At 34.4% G+C, this 18,260-nt stretch carries 15 protein-coding genes; 3 read left to right on the top strand and 12 right to left on the bottom strand.

The features are described 5' to 3' along the window. The first annotated feature begins 456 nt into the window (after positions 1 to 456). On the top strand, positions 457 to 1,872 hold the full coding sequence (locus BUA73_RS13130) for a flotillin family protein (protein WP_072904564.1): 1,416 nt from the start codon (positions 457 to 459) through the stop codon (positions 1,870 to 1,872). A gap of 68 nt (positions 1,873 to 1,940) precedes the next feature. Here BUA73_RS13130 and BUA73_RS13125 read toward each other — a convergent pair whose 3' ends face one another. The 12 genes from BUA73_RS13125 to hcp form a co-directional block, all read right to left on the bottom strand. Then, entirely contained in the window at positions 1,941 to 3,734 is a 1,794-nt protein-coding gene (locus tag BUA73_RS13125; RefSeq protein WP_242942400.1) for a S8 family peptidase, read from the bottom strand. Continuing rightward, positions 3,724 to 5,529 carry a S8 family peptidase gene (locus BUA73_RS13120; protein WP_242942399.1) on the bottom strand — a complete coding sequence of 602 codons (1,806 nt, stop codon included), beginning with the start codon at positions 5,527 to 5,529 and terminating at the stop codon, positions 3,724 to 3,726. The genes BUA73_RS13125 and BUA73_RS13120 overlap by 11 nt, the downstream gene beginning before the upstream one ends. Before the next feature lie 146 nt (positions 5,530 to 5,675). Then, a complete protein-coding gene (locus BUA73_RS13115) occupies positions 5,676 to 6,071 on the bottom strand; it encodes a desulfoferrodoxin family protein (protein WP_084672272.1) in 396 nt (131 codons plus the stop codon). Between the two features lie 89 nt (positions 6,072 to 6,160). Next, positions 6,161 to 6,556: a large-conductance mechanosensitive channel protein MscL gene (gene mscL, locus BUA73_RS13110; RefSeq protein ID WP_072904563.1), complete on the bottom strand. Its 396-nt coding sequence runs from the start codon at positions 6,554 to 6,556 to the stop codon at positions 6,161 to 6,163. A gap of 107 nt (positions 6,557 to 6,663) precedes the next feature. After that, positions 6,664 to 6,945 (bottom strand): GNAT family N-acetyltransferase, encoded by a 282-nt coding sequence (locus tag BUA73_RS13105; protein ID WP_072904562.1) that lies wholly within the window; start codon positions 6,943 to 6,945, stop codon positions 6,664 to 6,666. A gap of 1 nt (position 6,946) precedes the next feature. Next, the gene (gene nrdG, locus BUA73_RS13100) at positions 6,947 to 7,471 is read right to left on the bottom strand and encodes an anaerobic ribonucleoside-triphosphate reductase activating protein (protein WP_072904561.1); all 525 of its coding nucleotides are present in this window, start codon (positions 7,469 to 7,471) and stop codon (positions 6,947 to 6,949) included. 71 nt (positions 7,472 to 7,542) lie between these two features. Then, the gene (locus BUA73_RS13095; protein ID WP_072904560.1) at positions 7,543 to 9,519 is read right to left on the bottom strand and encodes a vWA domain-containing protein; all 1,977 of its coding nucleotides are present in this window, start codon (positions 9,517 to 9,519) and stop codon (positions 7,543 to 7,545) included. A gap of 11 nt (positions 9,520 to 9,530) precedes the next feature. Further along, the gene (locus BUA73_RS13090) at positions 9,531 to 10,769 is read right to left on the bottom strand and encodes a hypothetical protein (protein WP_072904559.1); all 1,239 of its coding nucleotides are present in this window, start codon (positions 10,767 to 10,769) and stop codon (positions 9,531 to 9,533) included. A gap of 1 nt (position 10,770) precedes the next feature. Further along, on the bottom strand, positions 10,771 to 12,867 hold the full coding sequence (locus BUA73_RS13085; protein ID WP_242942398.1) for a P-loop NTPase family protein: 2,097 nt from the start codon (positions 12,865 to 12,867) through the stop codon (positions 10,771 to 10,773). Between the two features lie 98 nt (positions 12,868 to 12,965). Continuing rightward, a complete protein-coding gene (locus BUA73_RS13080; RefSeq protein WP_072904557.1) occupies positions 12,966 to 14,759 on the bottom strand; it encodes an oleate hydratase in 1,794 nt (597 codons plus the stop codon). A 156-nt stretch (positions 14,760 to 14,915) separates the two neighbouring features. Further along, complete coding sequence (locus tag BUA73_RS13075; protein ID WP_072904556.1) at positions 14,916 to 15,470, bottom strand: hemerythrin domain-containing protein; 555 nt, start codon at positions 15,468 to 15,470, stop codon at positions 14,916 to 14,918. A gap of 15 nt (positions 15,471 to 15,485) precedes the next feature. Continuing rightward, complete coding sequence (hcp, locus tag BUA73_RS13070) at positions 15,486 to 17,111, bottom strand: hydroxylamine reductase (RefSeq protein WP_072904555.1); 1,626 nt, start codon at positions 17,109 to 17,111, stop codon at positions 15,486 to 15,488. Positions 17,112 to 17,227: 116 nt separating this feature from the next. On the opposite strand from hcp, the gene BUA73_RS13065 reads away from it, so the two are divergent. Continuing rightward, positions 17,228 to 17,926: a Crp/Fnr family transcriptional regulator gene (locus tag BUA73_RS13065; RefSeq protein WP_242942397.1), complete on the top strand. Its 699-nt coding sequence runs from the start codon at positions 17,228 to 17,230 to the stop codon at positions 17,924 to 17,926. Positions 17,927 to 17,999: 73 nt separating this feature from the next. Next, positions 18,000 to 18,260 (top strand): HTH domain-containing protein (locus BUA73_RS13060; protein WP_341465322.1); only part of this gene is annotated, 261 nt, incomplete at its 3' end.

Below are 18,260 nucleotides of genomic sequence, written 5' to 3'. Positions count from 1 at the left end.
AATAAAGACCTTTCGTTTGAAGTATGTATTTCTTGCAGCCAAAATCATTAAAACCGCAAGAACTGTAATTATGAATTTGTCAGAAAACTATCCGTACAAGGAAGTGTATGAAAAATGTCTGGTATAATAAAGATATCATCTTGAAAATCGAGTGTTGCTCTGTGGATAACTTGCAGGGTTTAATAAGTATCTTTACTCCAAAGTTGCAATCAATAATTTATTGAAAAAGATTGAAAGGTGGTGGTAAATAATGTTACAATGTGGGAGTATCAGTTTAAATTCTTCGTGAAATAGTGTTCTTTTAAGCTAATAAAAAATGCACGTGGAATTTAGGATATAAGCAATTATACATAAATTTAGTTATATTATTTTATTATTATAAATATTATGGTACTATGAGTATATTATGAGTATTATAATCATTATAAATCTATAGTAAATTGGAGGTAAAAGTTTATGGATAATCTTTTTTTAGCAATTAGCCACAACATTGGCTGGATTATATTAATTATAGCTATAATCCTTCTTATAGGCTTAACGTGGAAAAAAGCTCCACAGGACAAAGCTATTGTGGTAACAGGTTTAAAAAGACGAGTAATAAGTGGTCGTGGTGGATTTGTAGTTCCGTTCTTTGAGCAGACTGACAAGCTTTCCTTGGAAAACATAAAAGTTGAAGTAAAAACTCATGAATCTTTAGACAAAAATGGCGTACCCATTGATACAGATGGTGTTGCTATCATAAAGGTTAACTCTGATTCCGATTGTGTACTACTTGCCATGGAGCAATTTAACACTGGAAAAGAGAAAGAGACCATTTTAGTCATGAAGTCCACAGTGCAAGACGTACTTGAAGGTAAATTAAGGGAAATTGTATCTAAAATGAGCATAGAAGAAATCTACAAAGATAGGGAAATGTTTGCCAATCAAGTAGAAAATGTTGCAAAATCAGACCTAGAAAAGATGGGTCTAGAAATAAAGACATTTACCATAAGGGACATAGATGATACAAAAGGATATCTGCAAGCTCTAGGAGCTAAGCAAATTGCTGAAGTTAAGAAGAATGCTGCCATTGCTGAAGCCGAAGCAAAAAGAGAAGAAATGCAAAAAACAGCTGAAGCCAAACGACTAGGTATGGAAGCTCAAATTACTGCTGAGACTCAAATTGCCGCTGCCAACAAAGAAAAAGAGTTGAAAGTTCAATCCTTTAAAGAGGAAGAACAAAAAGCCCAAGCAAAAGCCGACTTTGCATACGAAGTAGAAAAGAACGTGGTTCACAAAAAAGTAGTTGAAACCTTAAAGGATGCTGAGTTGTTTGAGGAGCAAAGACAAACTGAAATAGCAGAACAACAAGTTAGGAAAACGGAAAAAGAACTTGAGTCCTCTGTGAGAAAAGTTGCAGAAGCTGAAAAATACAAAGCATCACAAATTGCAGAAGCAGAAAGATATACTCTAATAAAAAGAGCTGAAGCCGATGCTGAAACTATAAAAATTAAAGGACAAGCTGAAGCTGATGCCATTAGATTAGTAGGTGAAGCTAAAGCTGATGCTATGAAAGCCGAAGCAGAAGCTATGAAAAAGAAAGCTGAGGCTTACAAAGAATACGGTGAAGCAGCAGTAATTCAAATGCTTACTGAAAAGTTACCTGAGATCGCAAAAAATATCGCGGAGCCAATATCTAAAACAGAGAAGATGATTGTTATAGATAATGGTGGACAAGGTGGAGCCTCTAAGATCTCTAAAAATGTAACTAATATCATTGCAGAACTTCCTGAGGTGATAAATTCATTGACAGGTATAGATTTAGTAGAGATGATAAAGAAAATATCCTCTGAAAAGGGCTTAAAGGATACTCCAGAAACTGAAGAGCAATAAAAAAATTAAGCTTTAGCGTAGAATTATTTCTATAGCTAAAGCTTATTTTATTATAAACATAGATATATTTATAGTATGTTTCCGATATTAGTGAAAATCCTGTAAAAATCAATAATGCCGTATCCCCACTGTGCATTAGGGTACGTGTCACCCTTTCTCCGTATGGTGCCTCTCTGGAGGAAAGTTTTTAAGCTTTGGGAATACATATAAGGATAATGTCCATCCACAATACCCCATTCAAAAAGCAAAACACATGCACCAGCACCTATGGCGGCAGAGAGGCTAGTGCCATTTATCACATTTAAAGTATTATTTACTCCAGTGGTTAGAGTGTCCACCCCTCCTGCTGCAAAATCAATGCCTCCTATGAATTCATCATTAAAGTAAATTCCTGAATAAGACAATATATTGTTATTGTTTTGATTATATGCCGCCACCGTTATTACGTATTGTGAATCTGCTGGAACAGTGGTTGTGCCATATGGATTGCTAGGAGTAAATCTCGTACCCTCTTCCTTTAAACCACTTTGTGGCAGCCACACATCATACCTAGCTAGCTTACCTAGTACCAATTTTATTTTTAACCGCCATATACCTGGTCTTATATTAGTAAAATACATTTTTATCAACTCTTCCCCAGAATACTCCTCCGGTAGATAGTAGTATATGCTGACCTTTGTATTTTCAAATATAAAATTATAGCTTCTTTTTATGTTTAAAGCTGCTGGAATATATCCTGTCTCCTCACCAGATGGCGAAATAATATTTACTTCAAATATATTAGGCAATGTGGCCCAAAGTTCTAAAAACAAATATTTTTGTTCAGGGGAAACTATTATCTCTACCACGCTCTCATCATCCTCATTTTTTATGAGGCCGGATACATGATTATCTTCAAGTCCTTGATTTCCCGCACCAGTAACAACGGCTATGCCTACATTGCTTGTTATGGATTGAATGTAGGCATCTATTAAATTCTTTCCTCTGTGATTTCCACTATTGCTCCCTAAAGGCAACAAAACCACAACAGGTTTTCCCTTTTTTACCAAATAATTTTTCATAAGTTCTATGGCAGACAAAATAGACATTAAACCGAAGGCTGGTACTTTCAGTTGAAAAGTTTTTTCGTAATACAAGTTTCTTATTAACTTTACAACTAAAAATTCGCACTTAGTTGCGATACCTTTAGTCACTCCATTTTTTCCCGTGGCTCCAACAATTCCAGCTAAGTTAGTGCCATGACCTTCTTCATCTTTGCTAGGCACAATATCATAAGGGTTTCCACCTTGTCTTTTTAATTCTAATGCTCTATCTATATCCTCCCTAGTGTAGAATGTGCCAAAGGGAACATTAAACTCCTTGGCATCTCCCGATGGTATAGTTTGATCCCATATTCCAACTATTCTAGTTTTTCCATTTGCATCTGTGAACTCTTCATTGAGATAATCGATGCCTGTGTCTATTATTCCAACTACAACTCCATCCCCCTCTAATTGTAAGGGCAAATTGATTTGCAATAGATTTACATTAGTGGCCTCCACAGCTGATATTTCTTGCAATGTATAAACTTGCGGAGGAAGTACGTAAGTTATAATAAAATTTCCATTATCATTTAAGGAGCGTTTTGCCAATTGCATGATAAAATAAGTATCAGCTAAAGTTGATACTAAGTCCTTTTTAACAGAAAAAATAGCATAATCATCCGTTATAATAGTCACATATACATCACTCTTTTCTTTGTAATTCTTATCCTGGTCTTTATAAACACCATCATATTGAACCACATAATGAATGTATTCTTCACTATTAAAAATATCCTTATTATTTGCTTCTGCATTATTTATTTCTGTGTTATTTTCCACCTACTATCCCCTCCTCTATATAGCCAATTGTTTTAGGCATTCTTATATACAATCTACTTCCACTATATTCTATATAATTTCCACCTAATATTTTAAAGACTTGTGCTATATCTAACTTACCATATCCATAATCTTCATTTGGATATTCATAAGCGCTATCCCTTTGGGCTCCATAATTTAATAGACTTCTTATCTTGGCAGAATTCATGGTAGGATCATTTCCATTTACAATGCCCCATTGGCTCAAAAGAGCGCAAGCCCCTGCTACTATTGCAGTTGCTGCGGAACTTCCGCTAACCACATCTGTGCCCTCTCCGCCTTTTGCAACAGTTATGATGTTGACGCCCGCAGTGGATATGTCAGGGTTAATCAAACCATTGGTATTGTACCCCTTTCCACAAGAAGCCACAGTAGAATTAGTGTTGCTATTAAAATATGCAACAGTAACAACATTTACAGCTGTGGAGGGTATGGTAAGAGTGTTGTAAGGAGAAGATTGCAAAAACTTAGTTCCCTCAGCCATTACACGCTTGTTGGGAAGCCAAATATCATATCTTCCATCCACAATATAATTTCCTCTTAGTTCTATCTTCCAAATACCGCTTTTTATACCATAGAAGTTTAAAATAAAAACTTGATGTCCAGTGTAATTTTCTGGATTATAGCATTGTAAAGTAAGCTTAGTGTTCGTAAGTAAAAAATCTCTCTCTGCCTTTTCTTCTAACCCTTTTCCTAAAAACCTAGATGTTTCCCCTACTGGAGAAGTTATATTTAAACACATTTTATTAGGTTTCTTAACCCATATTTCAAACCTAAAATACTTCATTTCCCTAGGTATAACTAGTTCTTCCGTATGGATATTACCCTCATTTTGCATAAACCCTACCACATGCCCCTCATCTGCCGCAGTGTTCCCTGTACCCGTGACCACCACTAAACCCCTTTCACTAGATAAACTAGTTATATACCTATCTGTAATATTATTGCCGTCGTGACTGCCCTCTTGGGTACCCACACCAATGTAAATAACCATGGGCCTGTTCAATATTTCCCTTTCCCTCTTTAAAAACTCTATAGCAGCCAAGACCTCTGAATTATTATACACTGGTACAAGGGGAATATTGTTCTCCATCATTCTCTTTTTGTAATTTGGAGAAGGCAACAGCTTCACCACTAAAAAATCACAATCCTTGGCAACTCCTTCAACTTCACTATTGTATCCCCTTGCTCCAATTATACTGGCCATTCTCGTTCCGTGATACTCTTCATCCATTGAAGGAACTAACTCATAGGGATTCCCACCATCTTTTTGAATATTTATAGCCTCATTTATTTCAGAATTTGTGTATATTTTGCCAATATACACATCTTCCTTTTGTGGCATCATAATAGTTTGGTCCCAAAGACTAATGATTTTGGAAGTACCGTCTTCCCGTATGAACTCCTTATTTAAATAGTCTATTCCAGAATCCACCATTCCAACTATAACTCCGTTTCCAGTGAGGTCTAAGTATGGATTTACTTTTATTGTGTTTATGTTTCCCACATTGGATGGCGATATATCCTGCAAAAGATACATACTCCTAGGAGCTATAAAGGTTATAGATGGTACATCCCTTCTTAACCTATCTTTATATTCCTCCGGCACAGCTACAATAGCTAAATTTTTCGTAATAACACTACCAAAAGCATAATCAATTTTTTCAATTTCACCCTGAAAGTCCCCTCTATACTCCACAAGAAAACCAGGAGCATCTTCATCTAAAATACCTTTTACTTTAATACTATTTTCCACAGGTTAATCCCCTCAATACATTATTATTACTATATTGTATGCCCTTGTAGTGCCTTATAAAACCAAACTTTATATACTTTATTTTTAAAAAAATAAAAGGGCCTAGGCCCTTTTATACTTGCAACAAAATATATTGATTTATTATTTTAACTTTCTACATCAGCTTTCCAAAGTCCATGAAGATTACAGTAAGCATATGCACTTTCCACTTTATCATCTTCAGTTAAAACAAACTCAACGGAAGGTTTTTGTCCAGGTAAAAGTTCTTTACGCTGACCACCCTTAACAGTCTGAATGTATACCCAACCTATATAATGTTCTTCTATCATTGGATGAGGTACAGAACCTATCTCTACAACTACCTTGTTACCATCAACCTTAACAACTGGAACATGCTTTTCAGTAGCAGCATCTGTAGTATTTGGAACTAGCCTTGTCATTTCTTCACCACAACAAATAATAGGTACCCCACTGCTGTGTATAAATCCTACCATATTGCCGCAATGCTTACAGACATAAAACATTGTACTTTCACGTTTCATAACTATCCTCTCCTTAATATTATATATTTCATAACAAAAAATTGTTATCTCCGAAGAATACCATTACCTTAAGTTGACACAAAGGAAAACTAGTTTCTTTCCTTTAATAAATCGCGAATTTCAGTTAATAAAACTTCTTCATTTGAAGGTTTTGTTTCAGTAGGTGCCGCCTCCTCTTTCTTTTTAAACGAAAGCAAAAGTTTTACTACAAAGAAAATTGATAAAGCTATTATTAAAAAATCTATTATTGCCTGTAGAAACTGACCATACTTAACGGAAAGCTCTGCAACATCGCCGACTGCTGGCTTAATAACGAATTTCAATGAAGTTAAATCCACTCTGCCAAGTATAATACCGATCAATGGCATTATGATATCATTTACCAAAGAAGTTACAATTTTACCAAACGCTCCTCCAATTATAACACCTACAGCCAAATCCACCACGTTGCCCTTTAAAGCAAACTTTTTAAACTCTTGAAACATAGTATTCCTCCTCTCATTTCGGATATTGTTACACAAGATAATTATACTTTAATTGTCTCATTTTTTCAACATTTTAGCTGAAATTTTGCCAACAACTAATATAATATCTATTGATTTCCTAAAATATCTGAGCATATTCCTTCATTTTTCTTTAACCAGCTTTGAGCATAAGAACAAGTAGCTGTAGCTTTAAGATTATTTCTTCTTAAATACTCCACAACTATATTCATCATTTTCCCGGCAATTCCCTGACCTCTCAAATTGGGGTTCACATAAGTTCTATTTATAACTACCTCACCATGTTTTTTTGTAACATAAGTTGCCTCAGCCATTAATAAGCCTTTTTCATCTACACTATATATTCTGCCATCTTCATACTTCCACTCCATTTTACCTCTCCTTTGTATTTAAATCTAACACAACTACTTCATTTGAAATCAGGCTCTTTTTTACATCTATGATTCTTTGGTTACTTGAACCTCTAAATTTAAGACCACCTATGGCCCGGTCTTTTTCGAATTTTCCATCTACTAACACATCGATATTATTTATAAACTCACTCCATCCCGGGTTATTATATTGATTTTCCAATATGAATTCATATGTATACCCGGTGTAGCTCCAAATATCTAAACCATGTTCCTTAAATATCTTGGCCATGTATGCAAATTCTTCTGCTTGTTCTAAAGGATCGCCTCCACTAAATGTAACACCTTTTATCATAGGGTTTTCAATAGTGTCCAATATTAATTCATCCATATTTTTATCTTGGCCACCATTGAAATCATGTGTATCTGGATTAAAGCAACCCTGGCAGTTATGTTTGCATCCTTGAGCAAAAAATACCCTTCGCATTCCAGGTCCATTTACTAAGCTTTCATATATTATCCCGGAAAGTCTTATAGTGTTTTCCATTGTACTCACCCTCTCATCCTCAGTATACAACATATGTTAGATTTTACACCATTGCATTTAACATTTCAATACTATAACTTCCCCTTAAAAATACATTTCATATTTTTTTCTACTAATTTCAACAATTCATTTGGCAATTTTTCTACCTGTTGGCCAATGATAATTCCATGGGGCTGTTTGTACCCTTCATTCCATATAAAATTGAAGGTTTTTTCATTGCTTTCACTATTTTTGCCCATTTGAAACGCATAAACCTCCACATTTTTACTTAGTAAATCTTTTATAGCTTCCTTTGCTGCTCCAGGAAAACTAGAAGCACCATCTGTAATTTCAAATATTATCTTTATTTGCTTTCCATCCTTTAAATCTCTTTCCTGTATGGCATTTATATTATCTGATATTTCTTTAAGACAACTCCCATCATCAGTGGCTCCGTCCTTAGAATTTAACTTTACAATGGAACGTATAATGTCACTGGTCTCTTTTTCCTTTGAATTGTTGCTATTAAACTCTTTAACCTTATAAAACTTGTTACCAAAGAACCAGGTCTCACTTAACACTTGAACCTTCTGATTCAACTTCTCTGAATTATTTTTTAAGTACATATTGAAATCATCAATTGACAGAAGTGTCACAGCAAGAGCTTTTCTGGTAGCTTCAATTTTTGATTCATTCATAGAGCCTGAATTATCTATAACAAAAGAGATCTCGATTTTTTCAGGTAAAGTTTTACTTTCAGGCTGTAGCAAATATCTATTAAAAATCGCAAGATTTTTATAGTTTCCCTTTTTCTCAGCTTCTATAAAGTCTGGGTAAAAACTTATAAAACTATTGACATCTATTTTCCCCTTTATCTCACCATTTTTCTTAACACTTACTTCTTTTTTTGCGTCACCAATTAACTTTCTCCAAAACCTACGCATTTGCTCTCTTTCACTTTTCATTTTATTAGAATAAAATTGAAATAGCTCTTGTTCTGCTTCACTTATACCGTAAGATTCTAAATCCACCTTACCTTGCAGTGTATTTTCAATATCCACATTTATTTGCTCTTGCTGTTCTAGCATTTCTTCCAATATTTTTTCATCATCTTCCTTGGTTGATTCTAAAGAATCTACCACTTCTTCTGAGTTAGGTTTATCAAAGGGGCTTTCAGCTCCTTGTACCTGTTCTGAGTTCTGCCCCTCTGATTTGTAAAAAGTCATGTTATCAATCTCCTCTTTCCACAATTCTTGAAAAATAGGAAATACAAAAGAAGAAATAAAGTTATCCCTTTCTGTAATGCCTTCATCGTTATTAATTTGCCTTATCAACTCTGAATGGAAAAATTCAAAAAATGGTTTATTAAAAACTTTTCTACTAAAAGGATTGTGAGTAGCACCCTGAATTTTAGGTTCTTTCTTGTATAGCTCAATTATAAGAAAACTATTTGCAAAAGCCCTATGCATAGGCATCTTTTCAATCCACTCCATAGTCTTTCCTATATCTTTCATATAGTAGACAATTTTATTGTAGTTCTCCTCATCTCTATATATAGGACACATTTGCAACACTCTTAAAAAACATACCTCTTTATCTATTACATATAAGAAATCAAGAATCTCTTTTCTCACATAATTAAAAATAATTTTGGGCTCATAGGCTGGATCATCTTCTAATCCCTCTTTTTTTATCCTATGCAAAAGATAACTTGTCATATGTTCTATCTCTTTTTGCCAACGTTTTTTTCTGTTCACATATTTCTTAGTATTCTTTTTCCAATCTGGATACATGGCCAATTCATAATAAATATGCCACATAATTTCATTGTCATCTAACCTTTTATCAAGAAAACTTTCTAAAGGCAAATGCAATATTCCCTTAGAAGGTTCCAATAAAAATCTTTGCAACTTTGCATTTGGAACGTACATTAAACTAGGATCACCCGTAAATGTAGCCAAGGAACGCTGTTCCCTTTGCAAAAATTCTTCACAATGATTTTTAGATTCTTCAATCAAAACCTTTTCTAAAGCCTCTTCATCAAGATTTTTATCATCTACATTAACCATATACAAGCCTCCTACTTATACAAAGTTGCATGCCACAAATCCTTTGCTGTTCCAACTCTGTGAATTTGTAACATGTTAAAATTATCTTCCACATCCATAATCAAATATTTAGACCCCTGTAACTTAAGCACATTGGTTAAAAAAGCCTCATCCATAGTAGCTTCCTCATTTAAATGCCATTCTCCAAAGTTCTCCTCAAATAAGTATGCAATTCCATCTTCACTTAAAATCACCGCTGTACCCATCTCAGATTGAACTTGAAATAAGTTACCTTTTAGATTGTGAATTGCCTGCTCTCTCTTCTCTAGCTCTTTATCTTTAGATAAATGAAGTATCTTCATGTAGCCTTTGTTACCCACTACTGCAAGGGAAGTAATGCCTCCATTTTCCTCTTCAAGCCCCTTAATTTCTCTTATTTCTGACTCTAAAAAATCAAACTTATCTACAATATTTAATCTTTTGTTTTCGTATTTAATAAAATAAATCTCACCCATCTTTGTTTCAAGGGCAAAATAATTTTCATCTATTTTTTCGAAAGTAGTCCACTTGGGAATAACACAGTTTATTTCATGGTGGCAAATAATGCTGTACTGACTTTTATTTTTTACTATTTCACATAATATCAGCTTTTCATCTCCATTTTCCGCTACAAATAAGTTTTCATTAATCTCTAAACACCTTCCAAAATCGTTAATTGGGCAATTCACATCAATACTTTTAATCTCTAATTCAGTATTCACATCAGGCATCTCATTAAAGTTTTCACTGGAAATAAGATAACACCCGCCTCTTTCACCAAAAAGTAAAATTTCCTTATGATTTATCTTATAAATAAATGAAATAACTTGGTCAATTCCCTTTATACACGGACTCCACTCAACCTCTATCTCTTCATCATCACCACACTGATCTGTATGCTTTATATATAGAAGCTGAACTTTTCTATCTATACTAGTGACCATAAAAAGATTATCACTAATCCTCAAAGAAGATTTTAAAAAGCTATTAAATTCAAAGGCACCCAGTTTTTTTAGAGATTTTATCTCCATAGAATTAATCTTTTCATCCTTGGAATAGAGCCTATAATATGGAATTAATTCACACAACAGTTCTTCCTCTCTCTTTAATAGGTCAGCCAGTTGTGCCTGAAACTCTTCATGCAAAATCCCATTGGATTTGGATTCATTCAACTTTTTCCTTAACTCCTTAACTTGATCTTTAAACTCCTTTGCATCTACGGATAAATTCATTTTACATTTCTCCTTCACTGCTTTCCAAGTATTCCAGTATATCCTTTGAATGCTCCAAGTGAGAAAGTTGTTCATCTAGATCTTCGTATTTTTTTCTATCAATTCTTAGAGATGGATCTATATTATCTTGAAAAGCGTCACTCAATTCTACAGGTAGAGTATTTCTTGTGATTCCCTTTCCAAATATCAAATGAACTACATCTAAATAGCTTAAAGTCTCCATGGATGGACGAATATATTTATATGGACGAGTGCGAATTTCTTCATATGTTGTGGTGGTTGCCCCTATACCTTTTATGTCAATGTTCCAACCCTCTGACACTGGAAAAAATCCAAAACGCACTGCTTGTGACAGAATATAATTTTGGTCATCAGCATAAGTTATGGAACTGATGAATCCGTCCCAAAGTGCTTTACTTAAATCTTTTTCCTCTCCTGAATTCCAATTGTTTAAAACGTGTAAAATGTTACGAATAGACAGTACAGCTTCCCTGAGCTCTGGCTCATCCACAGAAAAATCTTTTTCCACCTGATTTTCCTTCCACTTGCCCATAAAAACATTTTGCGTAACTCTACACAACTGAGAAAATCTAAACAATTCATCTAAAGTCCTCTTGCATTGTGGAATATGGATACTTCCATTTTTATCTGCCAATTGTGATATTATTATTCTGAAAAGCTCATTTCTCTCTGGGAACTCCTGCTCCTTAAGTGAACCACTTATATTTTGTGGCACATAATTGTACTCAATGGTTACAAAACGAGATTTAAAGGCAGGATTCAATTCATTAGTACCCTCATAATTTACCAATTGAGTAGATAAGTTTCCTGTGCCAATAAAACCAAAACCAGGTTTAATATATACAGGGCCAACTCCCGTGATATAGGCTGTACTGCCAGCGTGACGCTGCAATATATCGTTTAAAGCTATTAGATTCTGCATAGCTATGGTATTCAATTCATCTATAATTACAGGTCGACCTTCCTTTACTGCAATTAGAACTTCTCTTTCTATCTTTTTGATTACAGTACCAAAACTGCTATTGCTAGCCACCAATAAATCAGAGAAGCTTTTCCAAATTTGAATTTTAAGCTGAAGCTGCTCCTCATCAGTCATTTGCTGTAATTCCTCTTTATGCTGGTCCATCCACTTATAGAAGTCTTCTATAATCATATTGAGATAATCCATATAAGATCCCTTAGAAAAGCTATTTGTAAGAGATAAAGTCTTCTCTACAAACATATCTTCATAAGTCAAATTATGTGAACCAGATATAAATAAAGGTTGCAAAGCTTCAATTTCTTCCTTATTTCCCTTTGTTAATATATTCCTGTAATGATTTTTTCTTTCTTTGTTAAGCTCCTCAAATTTTTCAATGGCCTCTTTTTCTGTGGACCTTGGGTTCGATGCAAACCATTTCTCCATCTTTTCTTCTAAGTCCCTTTGTATTTTGTTTTCAATGGTAAAATCCATGGCCGCCTCAATGGCTAATTGAGTTTTACCACTTCCCAAATGTCCCACAATATATACAGGCACACCTAAATTCAAAGAATCGATAACCCTTTGTTTAGCATCCTCAACATATGGAACAGCTACTAAACGCTGATTATGTTGAGTTTCTATGTCATTTATAAGTTGACGCTTATGATAGAAATTCCAAGCTTCCGGAGAACTGTCTAAAATCTTCTCTAGATCCCCTTTAAGTTTTTCTATCCTATCAACCCTATATCTTGTAGCTGAATTGCTTCCGTAGTAATTGGAATTATTCCTTTCCTTATTAATCCTTCTTTCAAATCGAAGAAAAAACTTTTCATACTCAATTAAGTTTTCAATTTCCTCTATTTTATCGCCCATATTGGCTGTCTCTTCTTCTACATAAGCCTTATATTTGTCATAATACATATTTTCTCTTTTAACATGAGAATTTATATTTTTATCTATCTCATCAAATCTCCTAAAGGCATTAAAAAATCCACCTTGATCTTGTATTTTTTTGTCCTCATAATCTTCTAAAGCTTTTGCGGTTTCCCTTCTCAAATCCTCTTCATACCAACATTGCATCTCTTCTATGGTAGGGATATTTTTTTCTTCTTTCACTGAACTTACCTCCTGCAAATTAGTTCTATGCTGATAAATTAAAATCCCGAATTATGAAAAATCGGGATTTTAAGCAATTTATTTAATACAACAAACTATTAAATAACTCCATATTCTTTTAATAGCTTTTCTATTTCTGTGCCTGCTATCTGCTTCATGATTTTACGTCTAACTAATGGTGGTAAATCAAGTTTTGGTTTTTCACCATCTAACAGGCTGATTCCTCCATTTAACAAGTAACGTATATCATATCTAGAAGCAAAGACTTCAGGAACTCCCTTTTCAACGCCAGTTAATACGTATACTGCTTCCATGGCTGTACGTCCTGAATACTCAATAGTAAATACAGTATCACGTCCTGGATCATCCAAAGTTTCTGTAAATTGTCCAAGGAAAGCAAAGTTTACTGCATTCTTTGGTACAACATAAGGACGATCTCCAAATTCACGTGGCAAGAACATTGATGTTATAAATGGCATCATAACAGGTACCGCAGTACATGATGTAGCCAACTCTTCAATCTCATTTTCAGGAACGCCTATATGATACAACCATTCCTTAGTGATTTCCTTACCAGTACAATCTCTCATAGGTTTTTTGATGTAATCTCCAGGAACATCAGAGAATAAACCATAAACCCAAACTACAACGTCTTTTTCAGGCTGTCCGTAATATTGCTCTTGACGGTTTATTGTCCAACTCATTAGCCATGAAGAATCCAAAGCTGTTACTATACCACCTGTTACAGTTTTCCCACCATATGGAGAACGTTTGGTGATTTTTTCAATATATTTAGGAACCCTCTCATCATGACAAGTTACTGTACAAGATTCCCAATTTGACTTTTCTGGTTCTGTACAGAATTTATCAGGGTGTCCAAACTCATCACATTGAGATGCAATGTTCTTCCACATTCTCCAGCAACCGCCTAACTCTTTATTGAATGGAGCAGGAGTGTTATCATCTCCATATCCAGAGCCCTCTGTCATAGATCCGTTAGTTATAAACACTAAATCATTTTCTGTTAAATCTATAGAAATATCTTTTCCGCTTTTATCTACAGCAATGATTTTCTTTGCAACTTTTTTATCCTGTGAAATTGAGAATTCTACATTATTTACAGTAACACCGTACTGGAATTTAGCTCCGTGATCCTCTAGATATTTAACCATAGGTTTTACAAAGGAAGTAAATTGGTCGTGTCTAGAGAATTGTAAAGCAGAAAGATTTGCCAGACCACCAACATGGTGTATGAAACGATTCATATACAATTTCATTTCTAGGGCACTGTGCCAATTTTCAAAGGCAAACATGGTCCTCCAATATGCCCAGAAATCAGAATTTAGAAGTTCCTCTGAAAAAATATCTTCAATAGATTTGTTTTGTAGTTCTTCATCTGTTACACTGACAAAAGCAGCCAATTCCTTTGCTAAGTCCTGACCTAAATTAAACTTTCCATTATCATAACGAACGCCTTGATTTGTAGTTATACGGCAATTACTGTAGTTTGGATCGTCGTGATTTGTATAATAAAAATGATCTAGCACTGTCATATTAGGGTCTTCTGTTGATGGCAACGAACTAAACAAATTCCATAGAACTTCAAAATGATGTCCCATTTCACGTCCACCACGAGCTACATAGTCCATATTCTGCCTAACAGCACCATCTAAGCAGCCACCAGGTAGATCTAATTGTTCTAAAAATGTAATCTTGCTACCGTCCATGTGAGCATCTCGAATTAAAAAACATCCAGCTGCCAAAGCTCCAATTCCAGTACCAATTAAATAAGTCTTTTTGTCATCTATTCCTTTTGGTTTTCTTGCATTCACTAGAGAGTGATAACTTCCATTTGTAAGCGTAAGTCTGTCGTCATGTGTTTTTAATTTCATTTCATACCCTTCTTTCTTAATTTTTTTATTTTAATATTGTGCTGTAATGCTATTTGTTATACTTATAATACCGCTTACTCTAGCCCTTTTCATTAGATAAAAATAGAGCAGTGTTCAAAATTCCAACACTACCCCATTTTTGTCTGGTTTATTTGCTTATTTATACTTTACCTCAAGACATTTCAGCATTTCTATATATTTACCTTGTACACCTAATCTGGTTCTTTCTTCTTCAAAAGTCTGGCACTGTTCATGGATTTTACTCAATGTTTCTTGAGAAAGCTTTCTTCTGGCAAATGGATACGCCACATTGTTTTCTTTGTCTATGTGCCTAGTTAACAAATGGGTGTAGGATATGGCATTAGAAATTACGTCCAGTTTAGCCTCTTGGTCTCCAGCTTTAACCTTGGCAAGTGAATCTTCCAGTTCCTTTATATAAAATCTTCCCAAATCGTGCTCAACTAGCATACCATATTTCACCAGTTTCTCTGCTGCACCGCCAATCTCATCTACCATTTTGTTGAATAAAAACTTTTCTTCCTTTTCATGATGATGCTTATCTGCATAAAATCTGATAAATTCTATCATGTTGGCAAAATCCACAAAGTCGATTTCATTTCCATTCATAACATTTACACAAGCTTTTCTGACAATTTTCAACATTCTTGTTATATTTTCGTGCTCCTCAACCATTAACGATATTCCATCCATGAATATGCTCCTTTCTTATTCTCCTAAAAACAACTGAATATCCTCATCCACAGTGCCAATGCCAGCTATTCCAAAATTCTCTACTAAAACTTTTGCCACATTTGGCGATAGGAAGGCAGGTAAAGTTGGACCTAGATGAATATTTTTAACACCAAGATGTAATAATGACAATAATACAATTACAGCCTTTTGCTCATACCACGCTATGTTATATGATATAGGCAATTCATTTACATCGCTTAGCCCAAATACCTCTTGAAGTTTTAAAGCGATTACAACTAAGGAATAAGAATCGTTACACTGTCCTGCATCTAAAACTCTAGGTATTCCGCCAATATCTCCAAGATTTAATTTGTTATATTTATATTTTGCACATCCCGCAGTTAATATAACGGTATCTTTTGGCAATTTTTCTGCAAACTCAGTATAGTAATTTCTTGATTTCGCCCTTCCATCACAACCAGCCATTACAAAAAATCTTCTTATAGCTCCAGTTTTAACCGCATCTACAATTTTGTCAGCTAGTGACAGTACTTGATTGTGGGCGAATCCGCCTATAATTTCTCCTTTTTCAATTTCTGTTGGAGACTTGCATTGCTTGGCCATATTTATTAACTGTGAAAAATCCTTCTTGCCACTTTCATCTGCATGGATGTGCTTGCATCCTGGCACCCCTGTTGCTCCTGTTGTAAACAATCTATCTTTGTATGAATCTCTTGGAGGTACTACGCAATTTGTAGTCATCAGAATTACTCCATTGAACTTCTCAAATTCCTCCCCTTGCTTCCACCAAGCATTGCCATAATTTCCTGCAAAGTGTGCATACTTTTTGAAAGCTGGATAGTATTGACCAGCTAGCATTTCGCTATGAGTGTAAACATCCACACCAGTGCCTTCTGTTTGTTCTAAAAGCATTTGAAGATCCTTTAAATCGTGGCCAGAAATTAATATAGCTGGATTGTTTCTAACCCCAATATCCACCTTTGTGATTTCAGGATTTCCATAAGTTTCAGTATTGGCTCTATCAAGCAATGCCATGGCAGTAACACCATATTTACCTGTTTCTAGAGAAAGAGCTACTAAATCCTCCGCAGATAAGGAATCATCTAGGGTAGCTGCTAAAGCCTTTGCCATAAATCCATGTAGCTCCTGGTCATTGTAACCTAGATTCATAGCATGCTTCATATATGCTGATAATCCTTTTAATCCATAAATTATAAGCTCTCTCAAACTTCTTATATCTTCATTTTCCGTAGATAAAACACCAACTTGTTCAGCCTTCTTTTCGAATTCACTTAAATCCTCACTTACCCAGCTTGCAACGTTAGGAACTTTTACTCCCTTATTTATAAATTCATCTCTAAACCCTAAAGTCTCTCTTACTCTATTTAAAATCACTTCTTTATCAAAATTAGCATTTGTTATTGTGGAAAATAGATTCTCTACTATATATTTATCAACATGGTTATTTACTATTCCAACTTTCCTTCCTTCATTGCTAATGACTGCCAAGCCCTTAGTCACATAAACCAACAAATCTTGAGCCTTTGCAACCTCAGCAGTTTTACCACAGACACCCTTTACAGTACAACCTCTTCCACCTGCAGCTTCTTGACATTGAAAACAAAACATATTTGACATAACGTTCCTCCTATACTAACATTTATTATTAATGATTACTTGCTATTTTTATGTGTTTATTATATTATTTTTAATAGAAGAGTTCCGTATCTCAAGATACAAAAGGATGGTTTTTTATGATTATTATAAATGATTATTTAAGCACAATAGAAAAATTGCCTTTATTTCAGGGTATAAAAGAAGAAGACCTCATTAGCTTGTTGCAATGCTTAAATCCGAAAATACAGACCTTTGGCAAAAACGAACCCATTGTCAGCTTTGGGGAAAATATAGATAAATTCGGTATAATTTTAGAGGGAGAAGCTTCAGTTTTAAAGGAGACTTCAGAGGGAAACAGGGTCATAATCGCCATAGTAAAAGAAGGAGATTTGTTCGGAGAAATGCTGGTGTTCTCTAGCCGCAAAAAATGGCCTGTTACAGTGAGGGTTCAAAATTCCTGTAAAGTTTTATTTTTAAAAAACTCCGATCTCATATCTAGATGCAACAAAATGTGCACTTGGCACAATACATTTTTAGAGAACTTTATAAAAATAATATCTGATAAAGCATTAATGCTAAACAAAAAAGTTCAATATCTTTCAATTAAAAGTATAAAAGGAAAAATTGCTGCATACCTTCTGGACCAACAGCAAAAAACTAACATTTACACCATAAACATTCCTCTTAAGCGCAACGAGCTAGCTGAATTTCTAAATGTTTCTAGGCCTTCTTTATCCAGAGAAATGTGCGAACTACGTGATGAAGGCATTATTGATTTTCATTTATCAACTTTTAGAATTAAAGACCCAGAAGCCTTACTAAAATGGATCCTATAGAGTAGACAATAAAAAAAAGTCTACTCCTACAGGATCTTTTTTTGTACAATGTAATAGAAAGGTTGTGAATATAATGAGCAAGAAATTATTTTCTGATGAAGAGATTGATGTCTTATCAAAGAATAAATATGTAAAATCTGTAAGTAAACGTGGAATTACTTATACAGATGAATTTAAATCATTGTTTATTGCTGAATATAACAAGGGATATTTGCCAACTCAAATTTTTATTGATGCAGGCTTTGATATAGATATATTAGGTAATGATAGAATTTGGAGTGCAAGCAAAAGATGGCGTAAATCATACAGAGAATCTGGGGAACTAGGGCTTAGG

The organism is Hathewaya proteolytica DSM 3090, assembly GCF_900142225.1.
Classification (GTDB): domain Bacteria; phylum Bacillota; class Clostridia; order Clostridiales; family Clostridiaceae; genus Hathewaya; species Hathewaya proteolytica.
This window is presented reverse-complemented; position numbering and strand designations above follow the sequence as displayed.